At 64.4% G+C, this 26,572-nt stretch carries 26 protein-coding genes and 2 tRNA genes; 16 read left to right on the top strand and 12 right to left on the bottom strand.

Features of this window, described 5'->3' with window-relative positions; translation table 11 throughout:
- The first annotated feature begins 111 nt into the window (after positions 1–111).
- A tRNA-Gln gene (locus B9Y86_RS01365) sits at positions 112–183 on the top strand.
- A gap of 455 nt (positions 184–638) precedes the next feature.
- On the opposite strand, the gene B9Y86_RS01355 is transcribed toward B9Y86_RS01365, so the two are convergent.
- Complete coding sequence (locus B9Y86_RS01355; protein WP_085482217.1) at positions 639–914, bottom strand: hypothetical protein; 276 nt, start codon at positions 912–914, stop codon at positions 639–641.
- A gap of 164 nt (positions 915–1,078) precedes the next feature.
- Here B9Y86_RS01355 and B9Y86_RS01350 point away from each other — a divergent pair, with 164 nt between their 5' ends.
- Together B9Y86_RS01350 and B9Y86_RS01345 are read left to right on the top strand one after the other, a co-directional pair.
- Positions 1,079–2,206 carry an FAD binding domain-containing protein gene (locus B9Y86_RS01350; protein ID WP_085482215.1) on the top strand — a complete coding sequence of 376 codons (1,128 nt, stop codon included), beginning with the start codon at positions 1,079–1,081 and terminating at the stop codon, positions 2,204–2,206.
- An 87-nt stretch (positions 2,207–2,293) separates the two neighbouring features.
- Positions 2,294–4,750, top strand: a complete 2,457-nt coding sequence (locus tag B9Y86_RS01345; protein ID WP_176223216.1) for a lamin tail domain-containing protein — start codon at positions 2,294–2,296, stop codon at positions 4,748–4,750.
- 15 nt (positions 4,751–4,765) lie between these two features.
- Here B9Y86_RS01345 and B9Y86_RS01340 read toward each other — a convergent pair whose 3' ends face one another.
- From B9Y86_RS01340 to B9Y86_RS01320, 5 genes are all read right to left on the bottom strand, one after another.
- Positions 4,766–6,190: an HNH endonuclease signature motif containing protein gene (locus tag B9Y86_RS01340; RefSeq protein WP_085482211.1), complete on the bottom strand. Its 1,425-nt coding sequence runs from the start codon at positions 6,188–6,190 to the stop codon at positions 4,766–4,768.
- Between the two features lie 95 nt (positions 6,191–6,285).
- Positions 6,286–7,737 (bottom strand): hypothetical protein, encoded by a 1,452-nt coding sequence (locus tag B9Y86_RS01335; RefSeq protein WP_085482209.1) that lies wholly within the window; start codon positions 7,735–7,737, stop codon positions 6,286–6,288.
- On the bottom strand, positions 7,727–8,503 hold the full coding sequence (locus tag B9Y86_RS01330) for a TIGR03943 family putative permease subunit (protein ID WP_244894579.1): 777 nt from the start codon (positions 8,501–8,503) through the stop codon (positions 7,727–7,729). The genes B9Y86_RS01335 and B9Y86_RS01330 overlap by 11 nt, the downstream gene beginning before the upstream one ends.
- Entirely contained in the window at positions 8,496–9,533 is a 1,038-nt protein-coding gene (locus B9Y86_RS01325; RefSeq protein WP_085482205.1) for a permease, read from the bottom strand. Before B9Y86_RS01325 ends, B9Y86_RS01330 begins: the two co-directional genes overlap by 8 nt.
- Before the next feature lie 66 nt (positions 9,534–9,599).
- Positions 9,600–11,612 (bottom strand): DUF262 domain-containing protein, encoded by a 2,013-nt coding sequence (locus B9Y86_RS01320; RefSeq protein ID WP_085482203.1) that lies wholly within the window; start codon positions 11,610–11,612, stop codon positions 9,600–9,602.
- Between the two features lie 190 nt (positions 11,613–11,802).
- Here B9Y86_RS01320 and B9Y86_RS01315 point away from each other — a divergent pair, with 190 nt between their 5' ends.
- The gene (locus B9Y86_RS01315; protein WP_055775157.1) at positions 11,803–12,576 is read left to right on the top strand and encodes a hypothetical protein; all 774 of its coding nucleotides are present in this window, start codon (positions 11,803–11,805) and stop codon (positions 12,574–12,576) included.
- A gap of 137 nt (positions 12,577–12,713) precedes the next feature.
- Positions 12,714–13,148, top strand: a complete 435-nt coding sequence (locus B9Y86_RS01310; RefSeq protein WP_085482201.1) for a VOC family protein — start codon at positions 12,714–12,716, stop codon at positions 13,146–13,148.
- A gap of 6 nt (positions 13,149–13,154) precedes the next feature.
- Here B9Y86_RS01310 and B9Y86_RS01305 read toward each other — a convergent pair whose 3' ends face one another.
- From B9Y86_RS01305 to B9Y86_RS01295, 3 genes are all read right to left on the bottom strand, one after another.
- Positions 13,155–13,928: a pyrimidine reductase family protein gene (locus B9Y86_RS01305; protein WP_085482199.1), complete on the bottom strand. Its 774-nt coding sequence runs from the start codon at positions 13,926–13,928 to the stop codon at positions 13,155–13,157.
- Positions 13,925–14,848, bottom strand: a complete 924-nt coding sequence (gene folP / locus B9Y86_RS01300; protein ID WP_085482197.1) for a dihydropteroate synthase — start codon at positions 14,846–14,848, stop codon at positions 13,925–13,927. The genes B9Y86_RS01305 and folP overlap by 4 nt, the downstream gene beginning before the upstream one ends.
- 66 nt (positions 14,849–14,914) lie before the next feature.
- Complete coding sequence (locus B9Y86_RS01295) at positions 14,915–15,865, bottom strand: LLM class flavin-dependent oxidoreductase (protein ID WP_085482195.1); 951 nt, start codon at positions 15,863–15,865, stop codon at positions 14,915–14,917.
- A 249-nt stretch (positions 15,866–16,114) separates the two neighbouring features.
- Here B9Y86_RS01295 and B9Y86_RS17285 point away from each other — a divergent pair, with 249 nt between their 5' ends.
- Positions 16,115–16,627 carry a hypothetical protein gene (locus B9Y86_RS17285; RefSeq protein ID WP_139824682.1) on the top strand — a complete coding sequence of 171 codons (513 nt, stop codon included), beginning with the start codon at positions 16,115–16,117 and terminating at the stop codon, positions 16,625–16,627.
- A gap of 179 nt (positions 16,628–16,806) precedes the next feature.
- Here B9Y86_RS17285 and B9Y86_RS01285 read toward each other — a convergent pair whose 3' ends face one another.
- Complete coding sequence (locus B9Y86_RS01285) at positions 16,807–17,229, bottom strand: DapH/DapD/GlmU-related protein (protein WP_176223215.1); 423 nt, start codon at positions 17,227–17,229, stop codon at positions 16,807–16,809.
- Positions 17,230–17,370: 141 nt separating this feature from the next.
- Here B9Y86_RS01285 and B9Y86_RS01280 point away from each other — a divergent pair, with 141 nt between their 5' ends.
- On the top strand, positions 17,371–17,694 hold the full coding sequence (locus B9Y86_RS01280; RefSeq protein WP_085482189.1) for a hypothetical protein: 324 nt from the start codon (positions 17,371–17,373) through the stop codon (positions 17,692–17,694).
- A 24-nt stretch (positions 17,695–17,718) separates the two neighbouring features.
- On the opposite strand, the gene B9Y86_RS01275 is transcribed toward B9Y86_RS01280, so the two are convergent.
- Positions 17,719–18,357 carry an MBL fold metallo-hydrolase gene (locus B9Y86_RS01275; protein ID WP_085482187.1) on the bottom strand — a complete coding sequence of 213 codons (639 nt, stop codon included), beginning with the start codon at positions 18,355–18,357 and terminating at the stop codon, positions 17,719–17,721.
- 67 nt (positions 18,358–18,424) lie between these two features.
- On the opposite strand from B9Y86_RS01275, the gene B9Y86_RS01270 reads away from it, so the two are divergent.
- From B9Y86_RS01270 to B9Y86_RS01235, 8 genes are all read left to right on the top strand, one after another.
- The gene (locus B9Y86_RS01270; protein WP_085482185.1) at positions 18,425–19,339 is read left to right on the top strand and encodes a diacylglycerol/lipid kinase family protein; all 915 of its coding nucleotides are present in this window, start codon (positions 18,425–18,427) and stop codon (positions 19,337–19,339) included.
- Positions 19,340–19,390: 51 nt separating this feature from the next.
- Positions 19,391–19,463 (top strand) — tRNA-Glu (locus tag B9Y86_RS01265).
- A 144-nt stretch (positions 19,464–19,607) separates the two neighbouring features.
- The gene (locus tag B9Y86_RS01260) at positions 19,608–20,147 is read left to right on the top strand and encodes an RNA polymerase sigma factor (RefSeq protein ID WP_085482183.1); all 540 of its coding nucleotides are present in this window, start codon (positions 19,608–19,610) and stop codon (positions 20,145–20,147) included.
- A gap of 271 nt (positions 20,148–20,418) precedes the next feature.
- Positions 20,419–21,192 (top strand): hypothetical protein, encoded by a 774-nt coding sequence (locus B9Y86_RS01255; protein WP_139824681.1) that lies wholly within the window; start codon positions 20,419–20,421, stop codon positions 21,190–21,192.
- A 76-nt stretch (positions 21,193–21,268) separates the two neighbouring features.
- Positions 21,269–22,291: an LLM class flavin-dependent oxidoreductase gene (locus tag B9Y86_RS01250; RefSeq protein WP_085482179.1), complete on the top strand. Its 1,023-nt coding sequence runs from the start codon at positions 21,269–21,271 to the stop codon at positions 22,289–22,291.
- Between the two features lie 118 nt (positions 22,292–22,409).
- Positions 22,410–22,682 (top strand): GlsB/YeaQ/YmgE family stress response membrane protein, encoded by a 273-nt coding sequence (locus B9Y86_RS01245; RefSeq protein WP_085482177.1) that lies wholly within the window; start codon positions 22,410–22,412, stop codon positions 22,680–22,682.
- A gap of 170 nt (positions 22,683–22,852) precedes the next feature.
- A complete protein-coding gene (locus B9Y86_RS01240) occupies positions 22,853–23,743 on the top strand; it encodes a DUF4097 family beta strand repeat-containing protein (RefSeq protein WP_085482175.1) in 891 nt (296 codons plus the stop codon).
- Positions 23,740–24,456: a PadR family transcriptional regulator gene (locus B9Y86_RS01235; protein ID WP_085482173.1), complete on the top strand. Its 717-nt coding sequence runs from the start codon at positions 23,740–23,742 to the stop codon at positions 24,454–24,456. The genes B9Y86_RS01240 and B9Y86_RS01235 overlap by 4 nt, the downstream gene beginning before the upstream one ends.
- A 43-nt stretch (positions 24,457–24,499) precedes the next feature.
- Here the strand turns inward: B9Y86_RS01235 and B9Y86_RS01230 are convergent, their stop codons facing one another.
- Entirely contained in the window at positions 24,500–25,252 is a 753-nt protein-coding gene (locus tag B9Y86_RS01230) for a TIGR00645 family protein (protein ID WP_085482171.1), read from the bottom strand.
- 216 nt (positions 25,253–25,468) lie between these two features.
- Here B9Y86_RS01230 and B9Y86_RS01225 point away from each other — a divergent pair, with 216 nt between their 5' ends.
- On the top strand, positions 25,469–26,527 hold the full coding sequence (locus tag B9Y86_RS01225) for a TerC/Alx family metal homeostasis membrane protein (protein ID WP_085482169.1): 1,059 nt from the start codon (positions 25,469–25,471) through the stop codon (positions 26,525–26,527).
- The last annotated feature ends 45 nt before the right edge of the window (positions 26,528–26,572 follow it).

Below are 26,572 nucleotides of genomic sequence, written 5' to 3'. Positions count from 1 at the left end.
CGTCGAAGGGAATCCGTCTCGACGAGCTCCACGAACGAGGCGGCTCGGTTTGAGTGCGGCCCCTGCGTAGGCTAGTGTTGACTCTCGGTCAGGGCTTCGGTTCTGATGCAGTGGGGTATGGTGTAATTGGCAACACGGAAGATTCTGATTCTTTTGTTCTTGGTTCGAGTCCAGGTACCCCAGCAGTAGAGGCCCGCAGTTCACACGAACTGGTCGGGCCTTTTTTGTTGGGCTCCTTGCCGCGACTTCCACAGGGCGGAGGACGCGTGGACCGGTACGCGAGGCCGAGACTGCTGGAGTCAGCCCCGCCCGAGGTCGTCGACGACGTTCGCGAGACCATAGGCGGTCCGATTCCAGCCTTCGCCGGCGAGATCAGCAAGGACTCCGTCCCGTATACCCTCGAAGATTGACGATGCTATTCGTCCGGTCCGTACTCAACATGGCCGGTGCCTCTGTCGTACCGGTAACCGACTGAGAAGCTCGAGTAGATGACGCTCTTGAATGAGCCCGCGGCCATTTCCTCTGCGAACGAGGCTGCTTCACTTTGCGTTGCAAACACGCCGATGATGTTGTTCGGCGGAGAATCCTCATGACTGACGATCCAGACATTTTTTACAGCTCTACCCATGATGTTCGATTCAACGACGGCTGGCTCGGGAGATGTCGCGCCCGGGAGACCGGGAGACGACCAGTGCGGTAATGGCGAGAAGGATCGCCACCCCTCCTGCAACGGCAGAGATGTAGAGACTTCGAAGGATTCCGGCAACGTCCTGTGAACTCTCGGCTGCGCCGCTCACGAAGACAGCGAGGCCTCCGTAGATGAGGGCGCACATGAAGACTGCCCCCGCGACTCCGAGAAGAACGCGCACCGCGACGTGAGTCCGAGGGGCTGCGTTGTCGGTATCTGAGTTCATAGCTCTAACCCAACACAATCGTGCGCGCGAAGCAAGACTGACGGCCGTTGGTCGAGGCGCGCATCGTCGTCCTGTCGACCGTCTCGAAGAGCTCGACCAACGCGATGGCCAATTTGCGTCGTCTCTAGGAACCTCGGCCACCGAGTCGTGATTAGCCTCGGGGCATGAGCGGAAAGCTGAACATCGCCATTGTCGGAGGCTCTATCGGAGGGCTCTTCGCCGCAGTGCTCCTCTCGCAGGCGGGGCATCGGGTCACCGTGCAGGAGCGATCAGAGCGCGGCCTCGCGAAGCGGGGAGCCGGCCTGGTCGCCCAGCAGGAGCTGTTCGACATCCTGCGATTGGCGGGCCGGCAAGACGCGGGCGGCGTCGGGGTCGTCGCTCGCGAGCGGATCACCCTCGACCGATCGGGTCGCGTCGTCTACGGTGACCCCTCGCCCCAGACTCAGCTCTCGTGGGACTACATCTACGAGGCATTCCGTGGACTGCTTCCGGCCGATTCGTACCGTCTCTCGAGCCCAGTGCACAGCGTCTCGTCCGCCGACGACAGGGCGACGGTGCGATTCGACGACGGGCGGGAGGAAGGCGCCGACCTCGTCATCGGCGCGGACGGGCTGAACTCCGTTGCTCGAGAGTTCGTCGACCCCGGACGCTCCGAGAACTCCTACGCGGGGTACGTCACCTGGCGCGGTCTTATTCCCGAGTCATCGCTGCCCGCTGCCTCGGCCGAAACGCTTCTCGACCGCTTCGCCTTCTTCAACGGACCCGAGGCGCACATGCTGGGCTACCTGGTGCCGGGTCCTAAGGGCGAGACGGCGGTGGGCGAACGACGCTACAACTGGGTCTGGTATCGGGCGCTCACGAGGGCGGCGCTCAGCGCCCTGATGCGGGATGCGGGCCGGCCGTCGTCCAGCACGTCTCTGGCGCCGGGGCAGCTGCCGCCGCTTCGACGCGACGAACTGGTGAGCTCTGCAATCGATGAGCTTCCTCCACCGTTTGCCGATGCGGTCGTCGCCGAACCACGCCCGTTCCTGCAGGCCATCTACGACTACGTCCCCACACGGATGGCGCGTGGCCGGGTGATGCTGCTCGGCGACGCGGCGGTGATGGTGCGGCCGCACACCGCCATGGGGGCGGCGAAAGCGGCCGGAGACGCGATGACGATTGCCGCGCTGCTCGCGGAACTCGACGTGTCCGACGCACTGCACCGATACAACGCCGAGCGTCTCGCGGTGGGGCGAGCGGTCTCGGACTACGGCCGCAGGCTGGCCTCCTCGCTGCCGTTCGCTCGCTGACTCGGAGCGCCCCGTGCGGTCACCTCATTCAGGCCGTGGTTGCCTGCACGTCACTCGGCGTTCATGTGCCGCCGCCACTGTGGCGGAGTGCTGAAACTCCTGTCTCGACCCCTCGCCCTGTCCGTTGGATCCGCAGTGCTGCTCGCCGGTCTCTTCGCCGTACCTGCGGCTGCGACGGCCGACGTCGTCTCCCAAGACGCGGACCAGATTCCTGCGGCGGCAAGTGCTCTCCGCATCAACGAGATCGAGACCAACGGCAGCCCCGACTGGGTCGAACTCATGAACACGGCGACCGAGCCGCTCGACGCATCCGGATTCGTTCTGAACGGCCGCGAGAACGGAGTGACGCTGACTCTGCCGAGCAACACGGTGATCGCGGCCGGAGCGGTCTATGTCGCCGAGAGCTCGACCTTCAAGCTCAAGAAGGGTGACAAGGTCAGCCTGTTCGCTGCCGACAGCACGACGTCACTCGACTCCTATGAGTGGGGCGACTTTCACCTCGACACGTATGGACGCGTTCCCAACGGCACCGGCGACTTCGTGCAGCAGGCGGCTTCGTCGAAGGGCGCGCTCAATCCCGCTGCTACCGACCCGGGCGAGGGCGGGGGAGACGGCGGCGACGACAGCGGCTGGCAGTCCGTGAAAATCAACGAGGTCACCTCGGCGAACGACGATCCCACCCACGACGCCTACGAACTAGTGAACACGGGCGATGTCGATGTCGACGTCGCCGCCTGGCTGCAGTCCGACAGCACCAGCCTGCCGGCCGCGATCAGCGCACCGAACGGCACCGTCGTGCCCGCCCGCGGCTACCTCGTGCTGCTCTCGAACCAGGGCCTCAGCTCCGACGGCGACTCCGTGAAGGTCTACCGCGCCGACGGCTCCACCATCGTCGACTCTGTCGGCTGGGGAGCGAATGATGCGCAGCCCGGTTCGTGGTCGCGCTGCGCCGACGCGACGGGCGCGTGGGCGCACACCGCGGCATCCAGTTTTGGAGCATCGAACGCCACGGCCTGCGCCGGCACCATCATCGCGCCGAGCACGCCGCCCGGCGGCGGTGTCTCGTGCCAGACGGAGGCGGCCTCGGGCAACGGCCCCGCCATCGCCGGCGGAATCGCCTGGCCGGGAAGCCAGAGCGCCGTCGTCTCCGACAACGAGTGCCAGTTCGTCACCTCGCTGTCGGGCCAAGACGTCTCCGGCCTCGACATCGATCCGAGCGCTCCGACCGTCATGTGGGCAGTGAAGAACAAGAGCCACGCCTACCGCCTCGTCAAGAGTGGCAACCTCTGGGTTCCCGACACGGCGAATGGTTGGTCGGCTGGCAAGAACATCGTCTTCCCGAGCGGTGGGGGACAGCCCGACTCCGAGGGCATCACGGTCGGCCCCGACGGCTTTCTGTACATCACGACCGAACGCGACAACGCGGCGAGCGGCGTTCCCCTCGACAGCGTGCTGCGCTTCGACCCGAACGAGTCCGGCACGACGCTGCATCCGACCGTGCAGTGGGATCTGACCGCCGATCTCGCCGGTGTGATCGACCCGGTCAAGGCCGATTCCAACCTCGGCTTCGAGGGCATCACGTGGGTGCCCGACTCCTACCTCACGACGAACGCGTTCATCGACCAGAGCACGGGTAAGACCTACGACCCGACGATCTACGAGGGTCACGGCACAGGCCTCTACTTCGGCGCACTGGAGAAGAACGGACACCTCTACGCCTACGCGTTGAACGCCGACGGCACCTTCCACCGTGTCGCCTCGATCGCGACCGGACTTCCGATGATTCAAGAGACTCAGTGGGATGCCGATGCGCAGCGCATCTGGGCGGTGGCCGACAACTCGTCGGCCGGCTCGTCGACGCTGCTCAAGATCGACGCCACTGGTGCGTTCGTCGTCGACCGCATCTATGACCGACCCACGGGGCTGCCGAACAATAACAACGAGGGTTTTGCAATCGCGCCAAGCTCCACTTGTGTCAACGGAGTCAAGGAGGTCATCCGTGCCGACGACGGCAACAACGGCGGCCACTCCCTGTGGTCGGGCACGATCTCGTGCGATCTCGCCCTCGGCCCGCAGGGCCCGAACCCGCCCGCCTCGTCGCCGACGGTCGCAGCGACCCCGTCGACCGTGCAGGCCGGTGGCGTCACGACGATCGTCGCCGAGGGTCTCGTGCCGGATACGGAGTACACGATCGTGCTGCACTCCGACCCGGTGACGTTGGGCAGCGTGGTCGCCGACTCGACGGGCGCGCTGGCGCTGCGCGACGTGCGCATCCCGGCCGACACGACAGCCGGGGCTCACACGATTACGGTTGCTGCGGCATCCGACCCCGCCACGGTGGTGGCCAGTATTCCGTTCACGGTGACGGCCGCAGTCGGAGGGCCGTCGGGAACCGCGCCGACTCCAGCGGGCGGAGCAGCTAAACCGGCCAGCCTCGCATCCACTGGCGCTCAGCCGATGTCGGGAATCGCGATCGGTACGCTCTTGCTGATGCTGGGCGCTGGATTCGTGGTTGTGCGTCGTCGCTTTGCTTCGGCTGAGTAGGTCGTCGGCAGTCGGTCAGCGGAAGTAGGGCCGACCGGCGCGTTGCTGCCCGGCCGGGATCGGCGTGCCCCGCGGGTTCTGCCAGTCGGGCAGCCTGATGTGCGGTTTTCCTCGGATCATCTCGAGAGTCCACGCCGAGGTGTGGATAGTGGCGTGATGGAACGGACACAGCAGAGCCAGGTTGTCTATGTCTGTTCGACCGGCTGCGAACACGGCGCTGACCCACGGGATGACGTGGTGCGCCTGACACCGCGCTGGTGGAACGGCGCAGCCGGGGATGACGCAGCCGCCATCGCGCGCTGCGAGGGCCCGCCGTTGTGCGCGGGTAGCCAGCCGTTGCGTCTTGCCCTGGTGCAATACCTGCCCGTCATCGCCGAACACGGTGACGATGGTGTCGGCGTCGCACTGGAGCATGTTCACGGTGCTCAGCGGCACGGGTTCGCTGCAGCCGTCGATCCAGCCGACCCCACGGCCCTCTTCGAGGTCTTTCAGCGTGACGTGCACGTTCACGGTGGGTGCCGCGCCGTTGAGTCGCGATGCTGCGGGGGATGCCGCGGCTATGTCGATGAGGGTTATCACGGCGTCGAGGAGCTTCTGCTGTGAGCTGCGCAGATCTGACGGAACGCACTCTGCTGCCTCGGAGTCGGAGATGCCCTCGTCGCCGCCTGGCTGTGGCGTCCCCGGGTTTGCCGTGCGGGGGCTGAGGATGGAGTCGACCGCGGTGAGAAAGATGCCGAGCTGAAGCGGCGGCAGCGCGTATGTGCCTCGAGCCATGCCGTCTGCGCCGACTCTTGGATAACTGAATCCGCGTAACGCCTGTTTGACGGCGTCGCGCGGTTCGGCGCCGTCGGGGTCGAGATGTTCGCGGATGCGGGTCGCGAGTCGGCCGATCTCGTCGACGGTGTATCGCCGCGTGTGATCGGCATTGTCGACTGTTGCCGTCGCCGCGTCAACGAGGTGCAGCTCGGCCTCGTCGACGGCCTCGGGCCGAAGGGTGCCCGGAACCGCCTCGGTGAGGGTACGGCAGATGACGGACGCGGCGTCGACCCCGATCTGGCCAGAGCACAGCGCGCTCTCGACGGCCGGGAAGCTGCTCGGCACAGGCAACCCGGTTATCGACAGCGACGATCGGAGCTGTCTGCCTAGGGCCATGCGCGAGCCGGCCGTGCGCTCAGACACCGTCGCGGTCGCGGCGATCAGTTTCTTCGCGGTCGAAAAGCCGTGCCGGTAGGCGAGCCCCGCGGTGTCGAGCTCGCGGCGGGACTCGTTCTCGATTTCGGCCGCAACCCAGATGCGTGCGGCATCGGTTGCTCGGCCGGCCACCTCCCAGTCGTGCGCCGACGTCAGAAGTTCGTCGCCGACCGCGAGTTTTCGGTCTGACGCGAGAAGCTCGTGGAGGCGTTCGGCGATGTCGCCGAGGGTCGCGTCCTTGAGTTCCATACATGAATTCAAGCAGGAGCCACCGACATTGACTCTCGCGGTACATTCGACACTTGATCAGGAGATAAGGCTGTGGATAACTGTCGAAATTGAGGCTACTGGCACCAGTCCGGCATCCACCCGTCGACCGACTTCGTCGTCTCGAGCGACGAAAGGTCGACGAACGACGTCGTCATCGGCACATATGACGGCACGTTGGGGTATTTGTCGTTCTGCTTGTCTTCGGCGAACGTCTCGACCGCGGCGACCCTGCCGTTCGGTGACAGACAGATGTTCCGGATGCGGGTGCCCTCGTCCGGTCGAAAGATCTGCCGGGTTCCGCTCTCGTCGATGAGCATGAGCACCGACGTGGAGTACTGGTGCTGCGCGTCTGGCACGTCGAACTCCTGCACGAAGCGACCCTGTCCATCGAGATACAAGCGCTTACCCGGATAGTAGCTCGGGTCAGCCTGCGCAGTCAGGGAATCGAATGTTTCCGTCTTCGCCGCTTGAAGATCGATGCGAGTGAAGTCCTCAAGATCGGAGACCACGAGCTGAGCCGTGCCAGGTATGAAGCCGTGCACCTCGGCATGTCGGCCCAGGGGGCTCGGAACCGAGTCTGTCGTGACGTCGATCAGGAAGAGCTGCTGGTCGTAGTCCTGGATCACAGCCGACGTCGTTCCCTGAACGAACGTCCAGGCGACCGCCGGCAGCTGCGCGCCGTCGAATCCCTTGACCTGCCGGGCGGTGACGCCTTCACTGGCCGGGTCGTATACGTAGAGCGTGGTCGGGGAGGTGGAGCCGTCGGGGGCCGACTCGCCGGTGACCGTGAAGCCGAAGAGCCCGGATGCGCCGGACGACTTGAGATAGCGCATCGCCCCGGTCGCGGCGACGGTTGCGACCTTCGTATCGACGCCCGTCGAGAGATCGCGCACGACGAGCGAGGTCTTGTTCTGATCGTCGAGCACGATCGCAGCAAGCCTCGAACCGCTGACCGCGTACTCCTGGATGCGTGGGGCGGTGAATACGTCTTCGGCCGGGGCGTCGTCGGAGAGAGAAGCGCGAACCACCCTGTCGGGCTCGTCACCAGCCACGCTGCCCGTGTCGCGGATGAGCGTGTAGATCGGGATGTCCGGGGTGGTGAACGAGTAGTCGAGCGAGGCGGCCGCTCCGGAGTAGAGGCTCTTGGCCGCGACCGTGACGGCGTAGTCGGTCTCGTAGTCGAGCATGCCGTTCAGGGTGAGAGTGAGGTCGCTGCCCGATGTCGTGGCCGTGAACGGAATCGAGGGGGTGACGGTCACCTGCGACGCGTCGACATGCGCGATCGGCTGATTGGCGTGCAGAACGAGACGCTGACCAGGCCGACCGACGGCGCCCTGTCCGTTGATCTCGCCCGAGCTGAGTCGCGGCCCCTGCAACGTATTCGCTGCTCCGAGTACACCGCCGAGCAGGGCGAGGCTCGCGACGACGACGATCGTGAGTCTCCGATACCTCTGGGCAGCACGCCGACCGGAGCGTCCTTCGGACGACCCTCGACCTTCGGCGGGCGTGCGATCGTCAGTAGGCATACGGCTCGGCCGGCTGGTCGATGGCCGACACGGTGGGATTCGCCATCACAACGCTCTCGCTGCTCTTCCCGCTCGGATTGAGCGCGAAGGTTCCTTTCGCCTCGACCCAGCTGTCGACGGCATAGGTCGACGACCAGCCGGGGGAGTAGACCGGAACGCCGATCGGCTGCGCGTCGACCGCGCAGCAGGTGATGACGAACCGCGTGAGGTAGAAGACGTTCTCCGGGTCGCTCGAGTCTGCGGTGACGAAGCCCGAGAGGGTCGTGGTCTTGCCGACCACGAAATCGCTGCCGGAGCCGTCCCGCAGCAGAGAAACCCAGTCCCTCAGGCTCAGAGACGACACGTCGGAACCGGCGAGTTCGACGTTCGAGCTGGTGTCGGACTCCACTCCGGTTGCCGAGCTGTTCAACTCGCGGTTCTCGACGGTCGCTGTGGTGAGCGTCGAGGGCGGCACGATCACGAGCGCGACGAAGGCCAGGGCGATGGCCACAATCCCCGCGAGGGGCAACACGACGCGCCACCGACCGCGCGGCGCGGCTGGCTCGAGTTGCTCGGATTCGTGCTCGTGTTCATCCTTCTCCGGAGTGACGGCGAAGGCCGCGAGCGTGAGCAGTCCGCCGAGTATGGCCATGACGACGGTGAAGACGAAGTAGCGGGGGTGGATGTACAGCCCGAGCTGACCGCTCAGCGCGAGCCACGAGATCGAGACGATGCCGATCAGGCTCAAGGCGAGCCCCTGCCAGCGCGCGAGGATTCGTTCAAGCAATGAGATTCACTCCCAATCCGAGTACCAGTGCGGCGAGGGCGACGACGAGCGTCAGTCGAGTCAACGTCGACGTGGTGAACGTCGTTCGAAGAAGCGCCAGCATCTTCACGTCGACCATGGCGCCGAAGACCAGGAAGGCCACGATGGCTCCCGGCATGAAGGTCGAACCGAACGACAGAATGAAGAAGGCGTCGACGTTCGAGCAGATGGCGATCACGAACGCCAGGGCCATCAGCGCGAGCACCGACCAGACCGGATTGCTGCCGAGCGCGATGAGAACGTCCCTGCTGACTCCGACCTGAATCAGTCCGGCGATCGCCGAGCCGATGAACAGGGCTGGCAGCATGGCGCTCGCCTCACTCGAGAAGGCGACGATGCTGAGTTGCAGCCGAGGTGTGTGCGAGGCATGGTCGTGGCCGACACGACAGGAGGCTTCGAATCCGCGGGTCAGCAGCTCCTCGGGCCTCGGATGCTTGCTGAACAGCCAGCCGATGAGGTTGGCGATGAGAAAGCCGCCGATGATTCGGGCGGCGAGGATTCCGTTGTCCCAGCCGAAGGCCTGATACGTCGTGATGATCGTCACGGGGTTGAGGATCGGTGCCGCCAGCAGGAACGTCATGGACTCCGCGACGGTGAGGCCCTTCACCATCATTCCCCGCGTCAGCGGAACATTGCCGCACTCGCAGACGGGAAGCAGTACCCCGAGCAGCGACATCACGGCACGCCGGAGCACGGGCCTCGTGGGCAGAACCCGCTGCATCAACGACTCGGGGAGCCAGATCTGCACGACGATCGACAGGATGATGCCCAGAAAGACGAACGGGATCGACTCGACGATCACGCTGATCGAGAGCGTCAGAAAATCGCGGGCGACGTTCGGCAGTTGATCCGCCGTCGACGACGGTGCGAGCACACGCGTGGCGAAGACGGCTGCAGTCAGTGCGAGGCCGACACCGACCCCGATGACGCCGCGCCGATGCCGACTCGTCGCGCGCGCCGGAGCGACGGGCAGAGGCGGCGAGGAGATCATCGGGTCAAGCATAGGCATGGCCGCTGAGACCAACCGCGGCCGCAGAGTCTCGGCAAGCGGTGGAAACTACATCACCGCGCCGATATAGGAGTACTTCACGAAGACCTCGGCCGCGATCCCGGCCTCCTCGAGAACGCCCTGCACGGCCGTGAGCATGTAGCGAGAGTCCCAGCCCATGTAGAGGAAGTGCTCGTCGTCGAGCGTGTCCCAGTGTCCGTTCCACGACTGCGCGTCGTAGATCGGTCCGCCTCGGCGCGCGCTGAACGCCACGACATCGACGCGCGAGTCTGCCCAGAGTCGCTTGAAGATGCGGTTGAAGAGGTACTTGATGTCATAGACCTCCCAGTGCTCGCCGCGGTACTCCGCGTACTCGAACTCGCGTTGCCACCCCTGCGGCCAGCCGCGTCGCTTCTGGGCGTCGAGGATGGGCGTGAGCCCGTCGTCGTCGATCATCACGACGGCCGGTCGCTTCCAGACCTGCAAGAACTTCTCGGTGAGACGCACGGTGCGGGCTGCGATCGCTCGCGTGCCCCAGGCTTCCGTGCCGGCCAGTTCGCTCGTCAACGCGATCGAGCTCTTCGCGTAGGAGCGGTCGCGCTTCTCGACAAAGGACTTGTCAGCAGCGCGCTCGGCCAGGTGCTCCTCGAGCAGAGCGAGGTTGCCGATCGTCTTGGCGAGAGCACGGTGGCTGTTCTGCTCGTCGTCGGAGTAGTCGACCCATTCGCGCTCGCCGTCTCCGCTCCACGAATCTCCGGGGGCGAGCGGAACGATGTGCTCGACATCGAGGTCGACCGTCGAGTCGACCTCGCTGAGCCGACCCAGCACATACGCCGGGTGGGCCAATTCGGCGTATTTCAGGGCCACACGCACACGTTCGTCGCTGGGGGTGATGCGGGAGATCGCGCGAACCAGCGCATCCGGGCCGTCGGCACGTGCCCTGCTCAGGCGCGCGACCAGGCGGTCGTTGCTCACGCCGACAAGCGTGCGGCGCAACAACAGCGATTGGATGTTCTCGAGCAGCTCGACGAGAGACGCCCGGTCGAGCGTCTGCCGCGAATAGTCGAGGTAGGCACGCATGACGAGCGGGTACATGCCGCGGCCGAACGTGTTGAGATAGCCGAGCTGGCGCGACACCTCGGGGTCGGATTCGAGGCCCGGCTCGAGAAGAACGCGATACGCGGCGGAGTACGAGCGCCACTCGGCGGCGTGCGCGCGAAGCGTCTCGACATCGAGCCGCGGGAACTGCTGCTGGAACGCGTCGTACACGCCCCGCTGGCCGACCACGGTGACCTCGCGGCCGGTCGTCATGACCAGGTAGTGCCGCCAGAACGAGGCGATCTGCTCACCGGTGTTCTGCTCGATCGGCAGCCAGAAGGAGTCTTCGATCTCGCTCTGCTCGAGGTGCGTGAGACCCATGAGTACGTAGTTGTGGATGAGCTCGTGGTCGCGCAGCGGCTCGCCCGTGGAGTTGAGGCTCTCGAAGATCTGCTGCGCGTTGGCATCGGCGCCGAGAGTGATGGCCACGTGCTCGAGCTTCTGCAGGCCGCGCCAGATGCGCGGCACCTCCTCGAGGCGGACCTGGCTACGGAAGAAGGCGTAGTTGTCGTCGAAGCGCGAGTCGCGCAGCTCGTCGCCGGCTCCGAGCCGATCGAGCACGACGCTCTCGAAGACCTGGGCCCAGGCGCGATGAGGGCGCAGTTTCGTTCGGCTGGGATCGGCGGCGCGCACGAGCACTCTCTGCAGCTCTGCGGCGAGAGCCGGATCGCTGTGCTCGACCGTGTGGTGCAGGGCGGCGATCAGCAGCATCAGCGTGGTGATGCGCTGCTGTCCGTCGATGAGCACGAGCTCGGAATCGTCGGCGTCGTCTGTGCTCTTCGATGACAGGATCGACCCGATGAAGTGAGTGTGCCGATCTTCTGTCTGCGAGACGGCTCGGATGTCGGTGAGCAGCTTCTCGCACGCGCCGATGTCCCAGCGGTACTGCCGTTGGTAGACCGGAACGACGATCGTGGTGTCGTCTGCGGAGAGCCACGCGACCGTGTTGACGGCGGTCGCATCGATGTTCGTGGCAGTGACCATGTCTTTGTTGAACCCGTCTCGTTTCGCACGTCTCGGTGGGCGGCGTGTTGCGGTGCCGTGCAGCCGTCGAGTCTAGTAGATCGGGTTTAAGGCACTTCTTCTACAACGGATAGAGGCTCGATGTTAGCCTTGCCTAAGTTGGGCCTGTTAAAACGTGCTGGCCCCCAACGAAAGGACATGATTTCTAATCATGGGTTACATCAAATCTGCCGCTCTGGAAGAGACCGGCTATGTCGTACTCGATCGCTACAACAAAGAGATCGACCCCAAAGAATGGCTCGACATCGAGTACGTCGACTGGAAGTCGTCGGGCGACACCCGCTTCGCTCCTCTCGCAAGCGCCTTCGGTGACATCGAGTGCAACGGCTTCTGGAACCACAAGCCGCCGCGCACCGACAAGGATGGCGTGTTCATCCCGTCGCAGACCGAGAAGGCCCCGACTCTCACCGCCCGCGCCCAGGAGCCCGGTGCGAACGTCGGTCGCTGCCGCGTCATCGAGCTGCAGCCGAACTCCTACGCCGACTGCCTCTACAACCTTCACCAGGACGACAACAACCGCCTCAACCCCGACGGCACCGGCTGGGTCGTTCGCGGTTTCTTCAATCTCACCGATGACACGGAGAGCTTCTTCGTTCTGCGCGAGAACCGCACCGACCCGAGCGTCGAGTACCGCATCGCTCTTCCGGCCGGCGCACAGCTGATCATCGACACCCAGCGTCTGTGGCACGCCGCCACGCACCTCGGCAGCGACCCGCGCTACTGCCTCATCACGTCGTGGGAGTCGGGCCCCGAGCTCGACGCCTACATCGAGAAGTACAACGGAGTGAAGCACGTTCCGAACTTCGAGGTCGACCAGGAGGTGCTCGACGCCGGACAGGCCGAGCAGACCCGTCGCCTCGCAGCTCGCGCTGCCGCACTCGCCGCTCGCGGCCAGGCTGAGAAGCTCGTCATGAGCGAGGCCTAAGCCTCACCGATAGCTGCAACACGAAAGAGGCTCTCGCCCCAAGGGGTGGGAGCCTCTTTTGGGCATTGTGGGTGAAGGCCCGCACGGCGATACTTGTTCCTACTAGGAATATCGACGTTCCACCGAAGGAGACTCAGATGCCATCGATCCTCACCCCGTATCTCGGCTTTCGCGACAACACCAAAGAGGCGATGGAGTTCTACCACTCGGTCTTCGGCGGGGAGCTCACCATGAGCCGCTACGCGGACTTCGGCATGAACGAAGATCCGTCAGAGGCCGACAAGATCATGCACTCCCAGCTCGTGGCGCCTGGCGGGCTCATCTTCATGGCGGCCGATACCCCGAAAAGCATGCCGTTCACCCCGGGCGACAACTACTCGGTCTCGCTCAGCGGACGAGACGTCGATGAGCTCACCGGTTACTGGAACAAGCTCAGTGAGGGCGCGACCATCTACGCTCCGCTCGAGAAGGCCCCGTGGGGCGACAGCTTCGGTCAGCTGCGCGATCGCTTCGGCGTGAGCTGGATGGTCAACATCGGAGGTTCGCCCGAGGAGCCGACGGCGCAGTCCTGACGGCCCTTAGCGCGATCGCGCGTAGCGGGTGAGCAGCAGCCCGTCCGACTCGAGCACGTGCACGAGTCGCATTCGGCGTGCCGCCTCGCTCTCGCCGTGTGCAATCCGGATGCCGGCTCCGCCTTCCAGAAGCGGGCTGACGGTCAGGCACAGCTCGTCGACGAGGTCGGCCGCGATGAAGGTGCCGAACAGGCTCGGGCCGCCCTCGCAGAGAATCTGAGTGAGCCCGCGCTCGACGAGCGTGTCGATGATGCGCTGCGGTTCTACATGGTCGTCTCCGCACGAGATCACGTCGGCGACGCCGCCGAGTGCTGCCCGCGCCTCGGTCGGAGCCGAGGCCGAGGTCAGAATCAGTGGCCGAACCGGTGCCTTCGCGAAGATATCGCTCGTCGGGTCGAGATCGAGCCTCCCGGAGACGAGCGCGAAAGCCGGCTGTGCGGCCAAGCCGTGAGCCTCTCGCCACGTGGCGTCGGCATCCGATAGTCGCATGGAGCCGTACCCCTCGGCGCGCACTGTGCCGGCGCCTACGAGAACGACGTCGCTCAGGCGTCGGAGAGTGTCGAAGACCAGCTTGTCGCCGGGGCCACCGAGGCCGCCCGAGAGCCCCTTCACCGTCGCGGAGCCGTCGAGACTCGTGATGAAGTTCACGCGCAGGGTGGGAACGCTGCGATCGGCGACCGTGTATGCCGACGCGAGGGCCGCGGCGTCGAGCGAGGCGGCGCCGGGGGAGAGCAGAGCGATTGGGGCGTCGGTCACGGCAGCGGCCTCCTGGTCGGTCATTCGTTCTCGTCGGTCATGTTGTGACGCAGGTATTCCGGTTCGCGCAGGCCGAGGATGGTCTCGGTCATGCGCATCGCCTGCACCGATCGCCGGACATCGTGCATCCTCACGATCCGGGCGCCGAGCAGGGCGCAGGCGGTGGCCGCCGCCAGGGATCCGTCGACTCTGTCGTCTCGTTCTGCGCCCAGCGATTCTCCGACGAAGTCCTTGTTCGATACGGCCGCGATAGCCGGAAGGCCGATGCGGGCGATCTCGTCGAAGCGGCGCGTGATCTCGAGCGAGTGCACGGTGTTCTTGTTGAGATCGTGCCCCGGGTCGATGATGATCTGAGTCTCGTCGAGGCCTAGGTCGATGGCCAGCTCCACGCGTTTGCGGAGAAAATCCACGACGTCCAGCACGACGTCGTCGTACCGCGGCGCCGCATAGGCAGTGCGGGGTTGAGCGAGACTGTGCGTGATCACGAGGGTGGCGCCGGTGGATGCCGCGAGCTCTGCCAGCGCCGGGTTCTGCAACCCGGTGGTGTCGTTCACGACCGAGGCGCCCGCGGCGATACACGCTTCGGCGACCTCGAGTCGGAAGGTGTCGACCGAGATGACGATGTCTGACTGCGCTGCGACGGCCTGAACGACAGGAAGCACCCGGTCGAGTTCTTCGGCCGCCGAGACCTCCGGGCCGGGCGCGAATTTGACCCCGCCGATGTCGACCCAGTCGGCGCCGGCAGACGCCGCCGCGAGAGCAGCGTCGACGGCGCGGTCGAGAGCGAAGGTTTTGCCGCGATCGAAGAAGCTATCGGGTGTTCTGTTGACGATCGCCATCACAGCGATATGAGAAGAGAAGTCGATGGTGCGTGCGCCGATCGTGCGCACGGGGCTCGTGAGAGGGGGCAGCGGAAACCCGGAGGTCGCCGTGGGGGTCGTCATGACTCCATCATGCCTGTCGCGGGGGTGCAGAGACTGCGTAGCTCGTCGAGAGAACCCGCTGAGCGATCACAGCGCGCGCGCGAGGGAGTCCAGCTGGGCCAGGGGGTCTTCGCCGGCGGGCATCAACACGACGCTGGTCGCGCCGCTCGCATGAAGTTCGGCGATGCGCGCGCGCACCCGATCGGGTGTTCCGACGAGTGCGAGAGCATCGAGCCATTCGTCGGGAAGCGCGGCGGTGAACTCCGCGCTGGTGCTCGAACGTGCCCTCAGCGCGGCGAACTCATCGGCGAACGGCAGCGGGGAGATGTGCGGCGCCCAGTCTGGTTCGCCGATCCATTCGAGGGACGGCCGCGCGCGATCCCTCGCGACCGAGGCATCGTCATCGACGGCGGCCACGTTGTAAGCCACGATCTCGTGCGGCCCGGCAGCATCTATGTTCGCGAGTGCGGCCACCAGATACTCGGGAGTCACCGGTTCGGCGAGGATCGTGCCATCGGCGGAACGGCCGGAGAGGGCGAGCGACTTGGGCCCGCGAACACCGGCGAGCACGGGGGGAGCGATCGTGGCCGGAGTCTCGAGCTGTGCGCCGTGGATCTGCACGTAGCGGCCGTCGACCTCGAGCTTGTCGCCGGCGAGAAGGGTGCGGAGCGCCGTGAGCTGCTCGTCGAGCATGGTCAGGATGCTCGCAGGCTTGTCGCCGACCTGTCGCATCCAATCGGGCATACCGTGACCGATACCCAGGATCAGCCGGCCGGGGTAGAGCTCCGCGAGAGTGTTGGCCTCGAGCGCGGTGAACGCCGCGTTCCGCACAGGTGCAGGCAGGATGCCGATACCCACCCGGATTCGCTGGGTCGAGGCCAGGGCGACCGCGGCCTGGGCGAATCCGCCGCGAAAGAAACAGTCTTCGACCACCCAGAGTTCGTCGAAGCCGAGCTGCTCGGCCTTCTGCACGAACTGAACGATCTGGTGGGCGGGAAGGTCGCGGGGCAGCATGGTGCCGACGGTGGCAGTGGTCACAAGAACAAGCCTAGATGCGAGATGGGTCGACCAGGGAGACCAGCATGAGAAACGAGCCCGCAAGCTCACCGTTGCAGGGCACGGCGCATACCCGCTCGCCAACTGGAGAAGCTAGAGCAGGACGTGCGTGATCGGCTGCGCATCAGGTGATCATGACGATCGCGGGGTCTGAATACATTGTTCTATTCAGCAGTTAGGGTGCTGAGTATGCACCCGCGCTCGAGGTACCCGCGTCGCGGGCTCATTACCGTGAGTGTTCTCGCGGCCGGTCTCCTGTCGCTGAGTGGTTGCGCTACACCGACCGCGCAGGACTATGCCACCGACGAGGCCGCTAGGTTGGCTCTCGTTGCTCAGGAAAACCTTTTGGCTTTGGCGACTGTTTCGAAATCTGATCCGTTACCGACAAGTGAGGAGATCAGAGCAGTCTTTCAAACCGACGTCACGTCTATGACGGGCCCTGAACTTCGTGCGATGAATACCTCTAGTCGTTCCCTGCTGTTGTACTCAATCGACTCCACGACAAACCAGCAGGTGGCGAACGTGTTCGTGATGGGCAGAGGTCAAGGTGGAGGAGGGTGGTTCTACGAGAGCGTGCACAGCTATACCTGTGTGAGCTTCACCTACGAGCGGTCTCGACCCGGGAAGCTGACAGCGAGCGAAGCCACATGCCCCGAGCTGCTCGTCGAGAACCTCACATTTCCTCTCGACGACAAGCTTGCAAGCTTCGACGATCTCGATATCGAGGAAATCGTCGAGAAGTGATCCCATTCATGGGTTGGCGTCTAGCGAACGCGTGGCGCTTGCCTCGAATCGCGCCGTGGCTGCAGAAGGGTGAGCGGCTTACTCTCGTTGAGAGCGGCCGGGTCGACCGCCGTGTGCACATGAAGAAACCGGCCGCCCCCACCGTGCGGTGAGAGCGACCGGCTGAAGATCGGAGCCGATCAGGCGGCCTTGGCGAACCCGTCTGCGGGCGACGTGCGACGACGCTCGCTCCAGCCGAGGTCTTCGGCCACGCGCGTGTCTCGCTCGACCCGCGTCTCGTCGCCGATACGAACGTCTGACTCGATGCGGGAGTTGCTGCCGAGCCGAGCTCCACGGCCAACGAATACGCCGCGACCGATGTGCACATTGGCCCCGACGAACACGCCGTCGCTCAGAACCGCGCCGCGATCCACCCAGCTGCCCGCGCCGATCCAGGTGTTCTGGCCGACCTGGGCATCCGACTCGACGTAGGCCGACGATTCGATGAATGCGCTCGGGTGCACTTTGGCTTTCGAGGCCACGCGCCCGCGGCCGTTGAGGTGCCGACGGTACTTCGTGACAACGCCGGTCTCGTCTTCAATCTCTTCTATTGGTCTGGTCACTGTGCCTCCATCTACAGCCGTTCTCACGACTCGCTAGAGATAACACACAAGGGCCCGTGAGGATTCCCAACTGTGCACCTCTGCGCGCGGGTGTTTTTCAAGCCCTGTCGGGCAGCTTCGTGCGGGCGTATCGTCGCGGCCATGAATGCATCAGATCCCTCCACAGGAAAGCCGAACGACGCCGCACGCCAGGAGCCGAACCTCAGCGCTCTCGATGAGGTTGCGCATCCCTTCGATCAGACCAACGGCATCGTCGAAGACGTCGACCGCCGTCACGGCGAGACGCACCACAACGACGAGCAGCTCGACGCCGATCCAGATGTCGACCCCGACGTCGACTCCACGCCTGAAGACGAGGAGCCCGGTCGGCAATCTCCTGATGATCGCCGCCCGCTCGTGAACACGGAACTGATCGCCGAAGAGGTCTTCGGAGACGACGAGCGGCGCAAGCCCCGCTTCGACTGAAGGACTCCACCCCTCATGCGTCTCCTAGACGTCGAGTGAGTCACCGGGCTCGAGCGCGAAGTATTCTCCGCCGTTCTGCTCGGTGGCCCACTTGATGCGGTCGCCGGTCATGGCCTTTCCCGCCTTCGAGAGAGTCATCTCGTGGGTGGGAAAGCTGCGTTTCGGTTTGATGGTGAGCACGTAGTCCATCGCCTCGCTGATCTTCAGCCACGGCGCTCCGATGGGGGCGGCAAGAACGTCGACCTCGACACCCTCGGGCACCGTATAGGAGTCGCCTCCGTAGTAGACCGAGCCGTTGATGAGCACGCCGACGTTGTCGATGACCGGGATCGACTCGTGAATAACCGCATGCTTCTCACCGAAGAATCGCAGCGTGAACGGCGCGACCGAGATCTCGTCGCCCGCCTTGACGACCGTCACCGGGAATCCGCCGGCGGCATCCGCGACACCCTGCGGGCCGAAGATCTGGATGTCGGGGGCCCGGTCGACGAGGCGGGTCAGCTGTTCGGGCGTCCAGTGGTCGGCGTGCTCGTGGGTGATGACGACGGCGACGGCCCCTGCGGCCTCGGTGATCGCGGTGGTGAACGAACCCGGATCGACGAACAGCTTCTTTCCCGACTGCTCGATGATCAACGCGGCATGCTCGAGTTTGGTAAGTCTCATGACATCAGAGTAGAACGCATCGCGCCGTCGTCTTTGGGCATTGCCTGTAGGTCATAATCGACACATCATGCCCACCTCGCCGAAGCGGATCGTCGTCGCGATCAACCCGTCTGCATCGTTCGGTTCGCGGAGCGCGACGGGCCCGAAAGTCGTCGATGCGCTCGCCGCAGACGGCCACGACGTCACAGCCGTCGCGCAGCCCGATTTCGCGTCTCTCACCTCAGCCGTTCGTCAGGCCCTGGATGCCGGTGGTCCGGCCGCCGCCGATGCGCTCGTTGTGGTCGGCGGCGATGGCATGGTGAGCCTCGCGGTCAACGTGACGGCGGAGACAGGCATTCCGTTCGGCATCATTCCTTCGGGCACGGGAAACGACATGGCGAGGGGGCTCGGAATTCCGCTGGACTCGCTCGACGATGCCCTGGCGGTTCTGCGCACGGCTCTCTCTGCGGGTGCGCGCACGATCGACGCCGGGCGGGTTCACCACGCGGGCGGCTCGACCTGGTTCGGCGGAGTGCTGTCGGCTGGCTTCGACGCTCTCGTGAATGAGAGGGCGAATCGCATGAAGCGCCCCCGCGGAGCCAGTCGCTACGTGATCGCTCTGTTGGCTGAACTCGTCACCCTGCGCGCTCGTAGCTACGAGCTCACCGTTGATGGCGCACGGTCAATCGTGAGTGCCTCTCTGATCGCGGTGGCGAACAATCGCTCGCTCGGTGGGGGCATGACCGTGACGCCCGACGCGGTGCTCGATGACGGGTTGCTCGATCTGTTCCGGGTGGGCGCGCTGTCGCGCGTGCGGTTTCTGCGACTGTTTCCCAAGGTCTTCTCGGGGAGCCACACCGGCCTCGACATCGTCGACATCTCGAGGGTGTCACGCGTGAGCATCGATGCCGACGACGTGATCGCCTATGCAGACGGCGAGCGGGTGGGGCCGCTGCCGGTCGAGGTCGAGGTCGTGCCGGGAGCGCTCCGCATCCTCGCCTGAGCCGATTGGCATTGAAGGCTGATCGTATGGCATACTCGTTGAGTTGCAGACGGCCCCATCGTTTAGCGGCCTAGGACACCGCCCTCTCACGGCGGCAGCACCGGTTCGAATCCGGTTGGGGTCACAGATAGCCCGGCTTCCCTTCTCTTCGAGGGGTGCCGGGCTTTTTTGCGTCTATGTACCCGGGAACAACATTCTGAAAAAATAATTCGGCCGCGTCGTGATTTCTCTTCGATCGGAGACACTCCATAAATGAGAGGGGGTGCGAATGATGACCGACAGAGATTCGGACGCTGAACTATTGATGGGCCTCGTGGCTGGAGACAGACAGGCGCTCGCTGGAATTCTTCGACGTCATTCCCCATCGGTCACGCGGTATGCGTGGGCGATGGTAGCGAGTCAGGCCGATGTCGAGGAGGTCGTGCAAGACACGTTCGTGACCTGCTGGCGGAAGGCCGACAGTATCGAGCTGCCGGATACATCCCTGCTGCCATGGCTTCTCGTCACCTGCCGGAATATGGCGCTGAACCTCAACAGGTCGCGGGTCAGGCACGCAGCGGATGAGCTTCCCGACGACGTGCCGGTCTCAGAGCACGATGACGACGCTCGGGATCGCCTTCGATGGGTGATGGGGGAGATCGACAAGCTCTCTTCCCTCGACCGTCGCGTGTGCGAGTTGTGTTTGATCGATGGTCGCAGCTATGCCGAGGCGGCGATCGAAACCGGAATCAGCGTAGGAGCCGTGCGCCAGAGAGTTGCGCGGAGTCGCGCCAGGCTGCGAAAGGCGGCGATCGACAATGAGAACTGAACCTCCTGCCGGCGATGACTTCGAGCGGATGATCGTTCGCATCACCGAGAACGTGCTCCTCACCGCGGGGTCACAGCTTCCGGCACCCGTCCCGGCACCGAAACCCCGGTTCCGGTTCGGTGCCCTCAGCATCGTTGTGCTTGTTGTGCTCGGTCTCGGTGCCGCGGGAGGCGCGCTGGCCATCGGACTCGGGAATTCCCCGTGGGGAGCCGTGGAGCCGACGACCTCGATCACTCCCACCCCGACTCGCACGCCTCAGCCGACTCCGACTGTGACGACGCCCGCGGTGCCAACCACGCCGACTGTGGTGATCGGGGATGCCTCGTTCAGCGCGCCGAGCTGGGGCAACGGCATCTCGGTGGATCTTTCCGGATTCGCGCCCAACACGGACTTCGCCCTCACGATCGATTCCCGGTACCCTGGCGAATCGAAAACGCCCGGCGGCTACTTCTCCGAGTTCAGCACTCCCCTCGCGGTCACGACAGACGACGTCGGTGCGGCTTCGGTTACCTGGATTCCGGATTCGTTCCCGCAGATGTTCACAGGTAGCGGTGAGAGCGGCAATCTTCTGAACAGTTACGTCAGGGTCGACACCGCCGCGGGGCCGCAGCTGGATCCCGCGGGGTCCGGGTATATCGATCCCCTTGCGCTGAGTAGCCCGCTTTCCCTCAACTATCTTCCTCGCGATGAGGTATCGGTGGAAGCTCAGTCGTGCATCGAACCCGAGCAACTCGTCGGAGATCAAGCAGGTCTTTCCGTCACGCTGACCGGTCTGGTGCCTGGCGAGATCATCTACCTGTCCAGCTTTCAGACAGGCGGTCCAGTGAGTTATTCCTTCCAGAGCGCTGGCTCCAGCACCGCGGACGAAACAGGATCGGCAGTTATCAGGATGACCGGAAACAGTGCGATGTATCCTGTCTCGACCTCGGCGATGATCGCTCCGGGGGAGTGGCGGGTGTACTGGGCGGGGGGCTATCGGGTAACCAGTTCCTCCCCCGATGATCCGGCTGATTTCATCCCGTTGACGATCGGCGGTTGTGGCTGATCACGTCGTTGCGCAGAATGACGATTCCGGATGCATCGGGTGCGGCCGGTCGTGCGTGCGTCGGTACTGTGAATGCATGAGCACAGACAGCCCGCGCGACCTCAAGAGCCTCGGATTCCTGACCATCGGCTTCTTCGACGAAGCGGATCCATTCGGCGGTCACGAAAGCACCCTGCAGATCATCGAGCTGGGGGAGCGGCTGGGCTTCGACAGCGCTTGGCTTCGTGATCGGCATTTGCAGCACGGCATCTCGTCTCCGGTCGCCGTGCTTGCCGCGGCTAGCCAGCGCACGAGTCGCATCGAGCTCGGAACAGCGGTGATCCCGCTTGGGCTTGAGAATCCGTTTCGACTGGCCGAGGATCTCGCGACGGTCGACGTTCTCAGCCGCGGCAGGCTCAACCCCGGAGTCAGCGTCGGTGTTCCCACCCACTTCGACGACATCAAAGAACACCTCTATCCCGACTCGTGGCAAAGCGAGGACTTCACGACCGAGCGTGTCGATCGGCTCCTGCATAATCTGCGCGGCGGCGACGTGAGCACGTTCGCGGGAACCGAAGGCATCGAGGCCTACTCGACGCGCATCCAGCCGCATTCGCCCGGCCTCGCCGACCGGCTCTGGTATGGGGCGGCCGGCCTCTCGTCGGCCGCGTGGGCGGGGGAGCGCGGGCTCAACCTGCTGAGCAGCAGCGTTGTTCGCGCCGAAGAAGACGATGACTTCGCTCGCATTCAGCGTGCGCAGATCGATCTCTTCCGCGACCGCCACCCGCTGGGGCAGGCGGCTCGCGCGTCGCAGGGACTCGTGGTGATTCCGACCGATACGGCTACGCCCGAGCAGGCCGCTAAGTACCGCGCATTCGCCGAGCGGAGATTCGCGCGCACGACAGCACCACAGGGGCCGCAGCGCATGCTCTTTGCGCCGGACCTGGTCGGCTCATCGGCCGAGATCGCGGATACGCTGCAAGCGCACGCGGGCTATCAGGCGGTTGACGAGGTGGTGTTCGCCTTGCCCTTTACTCTCGAACACGACGACTACGTGCAGATCCTCACCGATATCGCGGGTATTCTCGCACCTCTGCTGGGCTGGAAGGCTGAGAAGTAGCCGGATGAATGAGCCCAATGTCAACCCCTGTGCCCCGAAGAGGGCACGGCCGCTAGTGTCTTGGCTGCAGTAGTCGAAATCCGTCTACTGCACTACACAGTGCATTGGAGAGACAGTCATGAGCTTTCTCGGTTTTCTTCTTCTCGGACTCATCGCCGGCGCAATCGCTAAGGCGATCCTCCCGGGCAAGCAGGGCGGTGGATGGGTTGTAACCCTCATCCTCGGTGTTGTTGGCGCCCTTGTCGGCGGCTGGATCGGTGGAGCGGTCTTCGGCGTCGGATACGACGGATTCTTCAGCATCGAGTCGTGGCTCATCGCCATCGTCGGCTCGATCGTCGTGCTTCTGGTCTACGGCCTCATCGTGGGTCGCGGAAGCCGCAGCCGCGCATAACGCGCCACACAACGTTCGAAGCGCCCCGACCCCTTGTGGGTCGGGGCGCTTCGTCGTTAACCCGGCCGATGGCATCCGATTCGCGATATATCTTGACTGGGATCAATTCGCGATATAGCTTGAGTTCAAGCAACGCGATATATCGCGTCATCGACATCAAGGAGATATTCATGGCCATCGAGAAGTGGGTCGTCACGGGCCCGAAGGTCATCGACCTCGAACTCGTTCGCTCGGTCAAGATCGGCCTCATCGGAGGCAAGATCGACGTCATCGCTCACGACGAGCCCGGAGCCCGCGTCGAGGTTCACTCGGTCTCGGGCAAAGACCTGAAGGTCTCGATCGACGGCGACGTGCTCGAGATCGATCACCCGCAGCTGCGCTGGGACAACTTCATCGACGTGTTCAAGTCGTTCAAAGGAACGGCGAAGGCCGACATCAGCATCATGATTCCGCGCGATGCGAAGCTGAAGTTCGGCGTCGTCAACTCCAGCGCTCTCATCTCGGGGCTGCGCACCGACGCCAGAATCAACTCGGTCTCTGGTGACATCGTGATCGACGACATCATCGGCGACCTCGACATCAACACGGTCAGCGGTGAGATCTCGGTCAGCGACCAGCAAGGAGTACTGAACGCACACACCGTGACCGGTGACATCATCGTCACGGGTGCGCTTCGCAAGTTCTCGGCCGACGGAGTCTCGGGGGCCGTGTTCCTCGACCTCACCGGTGTTCCCGAAGAGATCAGCAACAACACCGTGAGCGGCGACCTCACCATTCGACTCGATCACGACGCGGCGGCGCGCTACACGCTCAACAGCGTCAGCGGAACACTGCAGGTCGATTCGACCACCACACGCGGCACGCGTGGCCGTGGCTTCAATCACACCGCGGGAACGCTCGACGGCAAGTGGGTCGAGGTTCGTGCCAACTCCGTGTCGGGCGACATCACATCAGTGCGACGCACGACGGTCGGAGCATCCACCGCCCCGAGCACGGGCGTCTCCGATGCTCCTGTCTCTGATGCTGCCCCGTTCGACGGCCCGGAGGGGGAATCGCTGTGACCCCCGTCTTCGGCCACGGCCACCTTCGGCTCTACCTGCTCAAGCTGCTCGACGAGTCGCCCAAGCACGGCTACGAGTTGATCCAGGCGCTCAGCGAGCGCTTCGGCGGCACGTACGCTCCCAGCGCGGGCACGATCTACCCGCGCCTCGCAAAGCTCGAAGACGAGGGACTCGTCACGAAGACCGCCGACGGCCGCAAGACCGTCTACGAGATCACCGAGGCCGGGCGCGCTGAGCTCGACTCGCGTGAGAGCGAACTCACCTCGATCGAGAACGACCTCACCGACAGTGTTCGTCGCCTGGCCGACGAGGTGCGCTCGGGGGTTGGCGAGGCCATGAAGAGCCTGCGTGCCGATCTCGCTTCCGCCGCGCGTCAGGCGCGCGAGGCGACCGACGCCACCACCCAGTCGTACTCCTCGTGGTTCGCGTTCGACCCCACGCAGGATGCGCCCGGCCAGGATGCGAAAGGCGACACATCGAGCGACGAGACGCGTGCAGCAGACGAGACACCGGCGTCTGCCGACGCCTCACGGGATGCGAGTCGTGACGAGATCCGCGACGTCGACATCGCGCTGGCCGAGTTTCGCCAGTCGGTGCGCACGGCGCTTCGAGCGAGTGGAGCGCGAGGCGCTGTGCCGTCGGGAACCGCTGCCGCATTCGCCCGCCGTCTCGACGAGGTGCGCGCATCCCTTTTCGCCGATCTCGGCAAGTAGCCGCTCCGCGGAGCGGCCTGCGACCGGCGGATTCGTCGAGTGGCTAGCGCTGCTCGACGAATTTGCCGTCGATGATGTAGCCCGACACAGCGACTGCACCCTGCGGCACGGGCGACGGATCGACGGGCTCGACCACCTGGTCCGACGGCTTGTGCGTGAGGCTCCTGGCCGATGCGCCGTGATTCTGCGACATACGGTCGATCAGGGCGAGGGCGATCGCCGACAGGATGAAGACGGTGTGGATGATGACCTGCCAGAACACTCCGTCGCCTGTGTAGACGTCGCCGGTGAGGCTCTCTTCCTCGTTGTTGCTGCCAGGGGCGCCGAGATCGCCCACCTCGATGAATGTCTTGAGCAAGTGGATCGACGAGATGCCGATGATGGCCATGGCCAGCTTGACCTTGAGCACATTCGCGTTGACATGCGACAGCCACTCGGGCTGGTCGGGGTGCCCCTCGATGTCGATTTTCGAGACGAAGGTCTCGTAGCCGCCGATGATGACCATGATCAGCAGATTGGCGATCATCACCACGTCGATGAGGCCGAGCACCGAGAGCATGATGACTGACTCCTCGATGTGCAGAGGGTCTTTCAACACGGTCTCGATGAGGTGCACCAGTTCGATCACGAAGACCACAACGTAGACGAGCTGCGCAATGATCAGGCCCAGGTACAGGGGCGCTTGCAGCCAGCGGCTGAAGAAGATGAGATAGCCGACCGACTTGACCCACGCGGTCTGCGGTCGGTACTGGCGTTGTTGGGACGGGGTCACGGTGGTCTGCGGGCTGCTGGCCAAGGGGGTCTCCTGAAAGTTGGTCTGGGCGGAATCTTAGCGTCAGCATCCTGTAACATCGCCTGCAGAAGGGGAGTATCCCACCTTCATCGCAGTCGTCAGTACGATCCCCATCGCCGCGGGTCCGTTGCGATGGCGTGACCGACATGTTCGAGTTCGCGCGGGAGAGACTTTCGGTCGCTCGGCGTACCCGCCATCCCGAAAGGTCTCACCCCTCACATGCCTGCAGCTCTCAACCTGCCCGTCTGGTTCGAAGTCTCATCACTCGTCATCCTGACGCTGATCCTCGTCGTCGATCTGTTGTTGGTGCTCAAGCGCCCGCACATTCCGTCGGCCAAGGAATCGACTCTGTGGGTCGTGTTCTACATCGGGCTCGCGCTGGTCTTCGCCCTGCTGATGCTGATCTTCGCCGACGGCGAGCACGCGGGGCAGTTCCTGGCCGGCTGGCTCACGGAGTACAGCCTCTCGATTGACAACCTCTTCGTCTTCATCATCATCATGGCGAGGTTCAAAGTGCCGAAGAAGCTGCAGCAGGAGGCGCTGATGGTCGGCATCCTCATCGCACTCGTGCTGCGCGGCATCTTCATTCTTCTCGGAGCCCAGCTCATCGAGAACTTCAGCTGGATCTTCTACATCTTCGGCGCCTTCTTGCTCTACACGGCATGGCAGCAGGCATTCTCCAAGCACGACGATGCCGACGCGGGCGAGAGCAGACTGATTCGCTACCTGCGTCGCCACATCGACATCTCGAACGACTTCGACGGCGCGAAGGTACGCACCCGCATCGACGGCAAGAAGATCTTCACGCCCATGCTGATCGTCTTCATCGCCCTCGGATCCACCGATCTGCTGTTCGCACTCGACTCGATTCCTGCGATCTTCGGCATCACGACGAGCCCGTTCATCGTCTTCACCGCCAACGTCTTCGCGCTCATGGGTCTGCGTCAGCTGTTCTTCCTGTTGGGCGGTCTGCTCGAAAAGCTGGTCTACCTGCACTACGGAATCGCGTTCATCCTGGCGTTCATCGGGTTCAAGCTCGTGTCGCACGCGCTGCACGAGAACGAGCTGCCGTTCATCAACGGTGGGCAGCACATCGAGTGGGCACCCGACATCTCGACGTGGGCCTCGCTGGCCGTGATCATCGGCTCCATGGCTGTCGCGACGATCGCGAGCCTCATCGCCATGCGTCGCGCGGATGCCGTGCCGGCGAGAGTCGAGGATGCCCCGGTCGACGCCGAAGAGCAGAAGTCCGACGCCGACGGCACGCCGCGCGGCTGACCTCTCGGGTCGGGAATGCCCGGGATGATCCCGAGTGTTACCCTA

Origin of the sequence: Agreia pratensis, from assembly GCF_900177685.1 — a bacterium.
GTDB lineage: Bacteria > Actinomycetota > Actinomycetes > Actinomycetales > Microbacteriaceae > Agreia > Agreia pratensis.
Note: the sequence above shows the minus strand (reverse complement) of the source record. Positions and strands in the feature narration are given on the sequence as shown.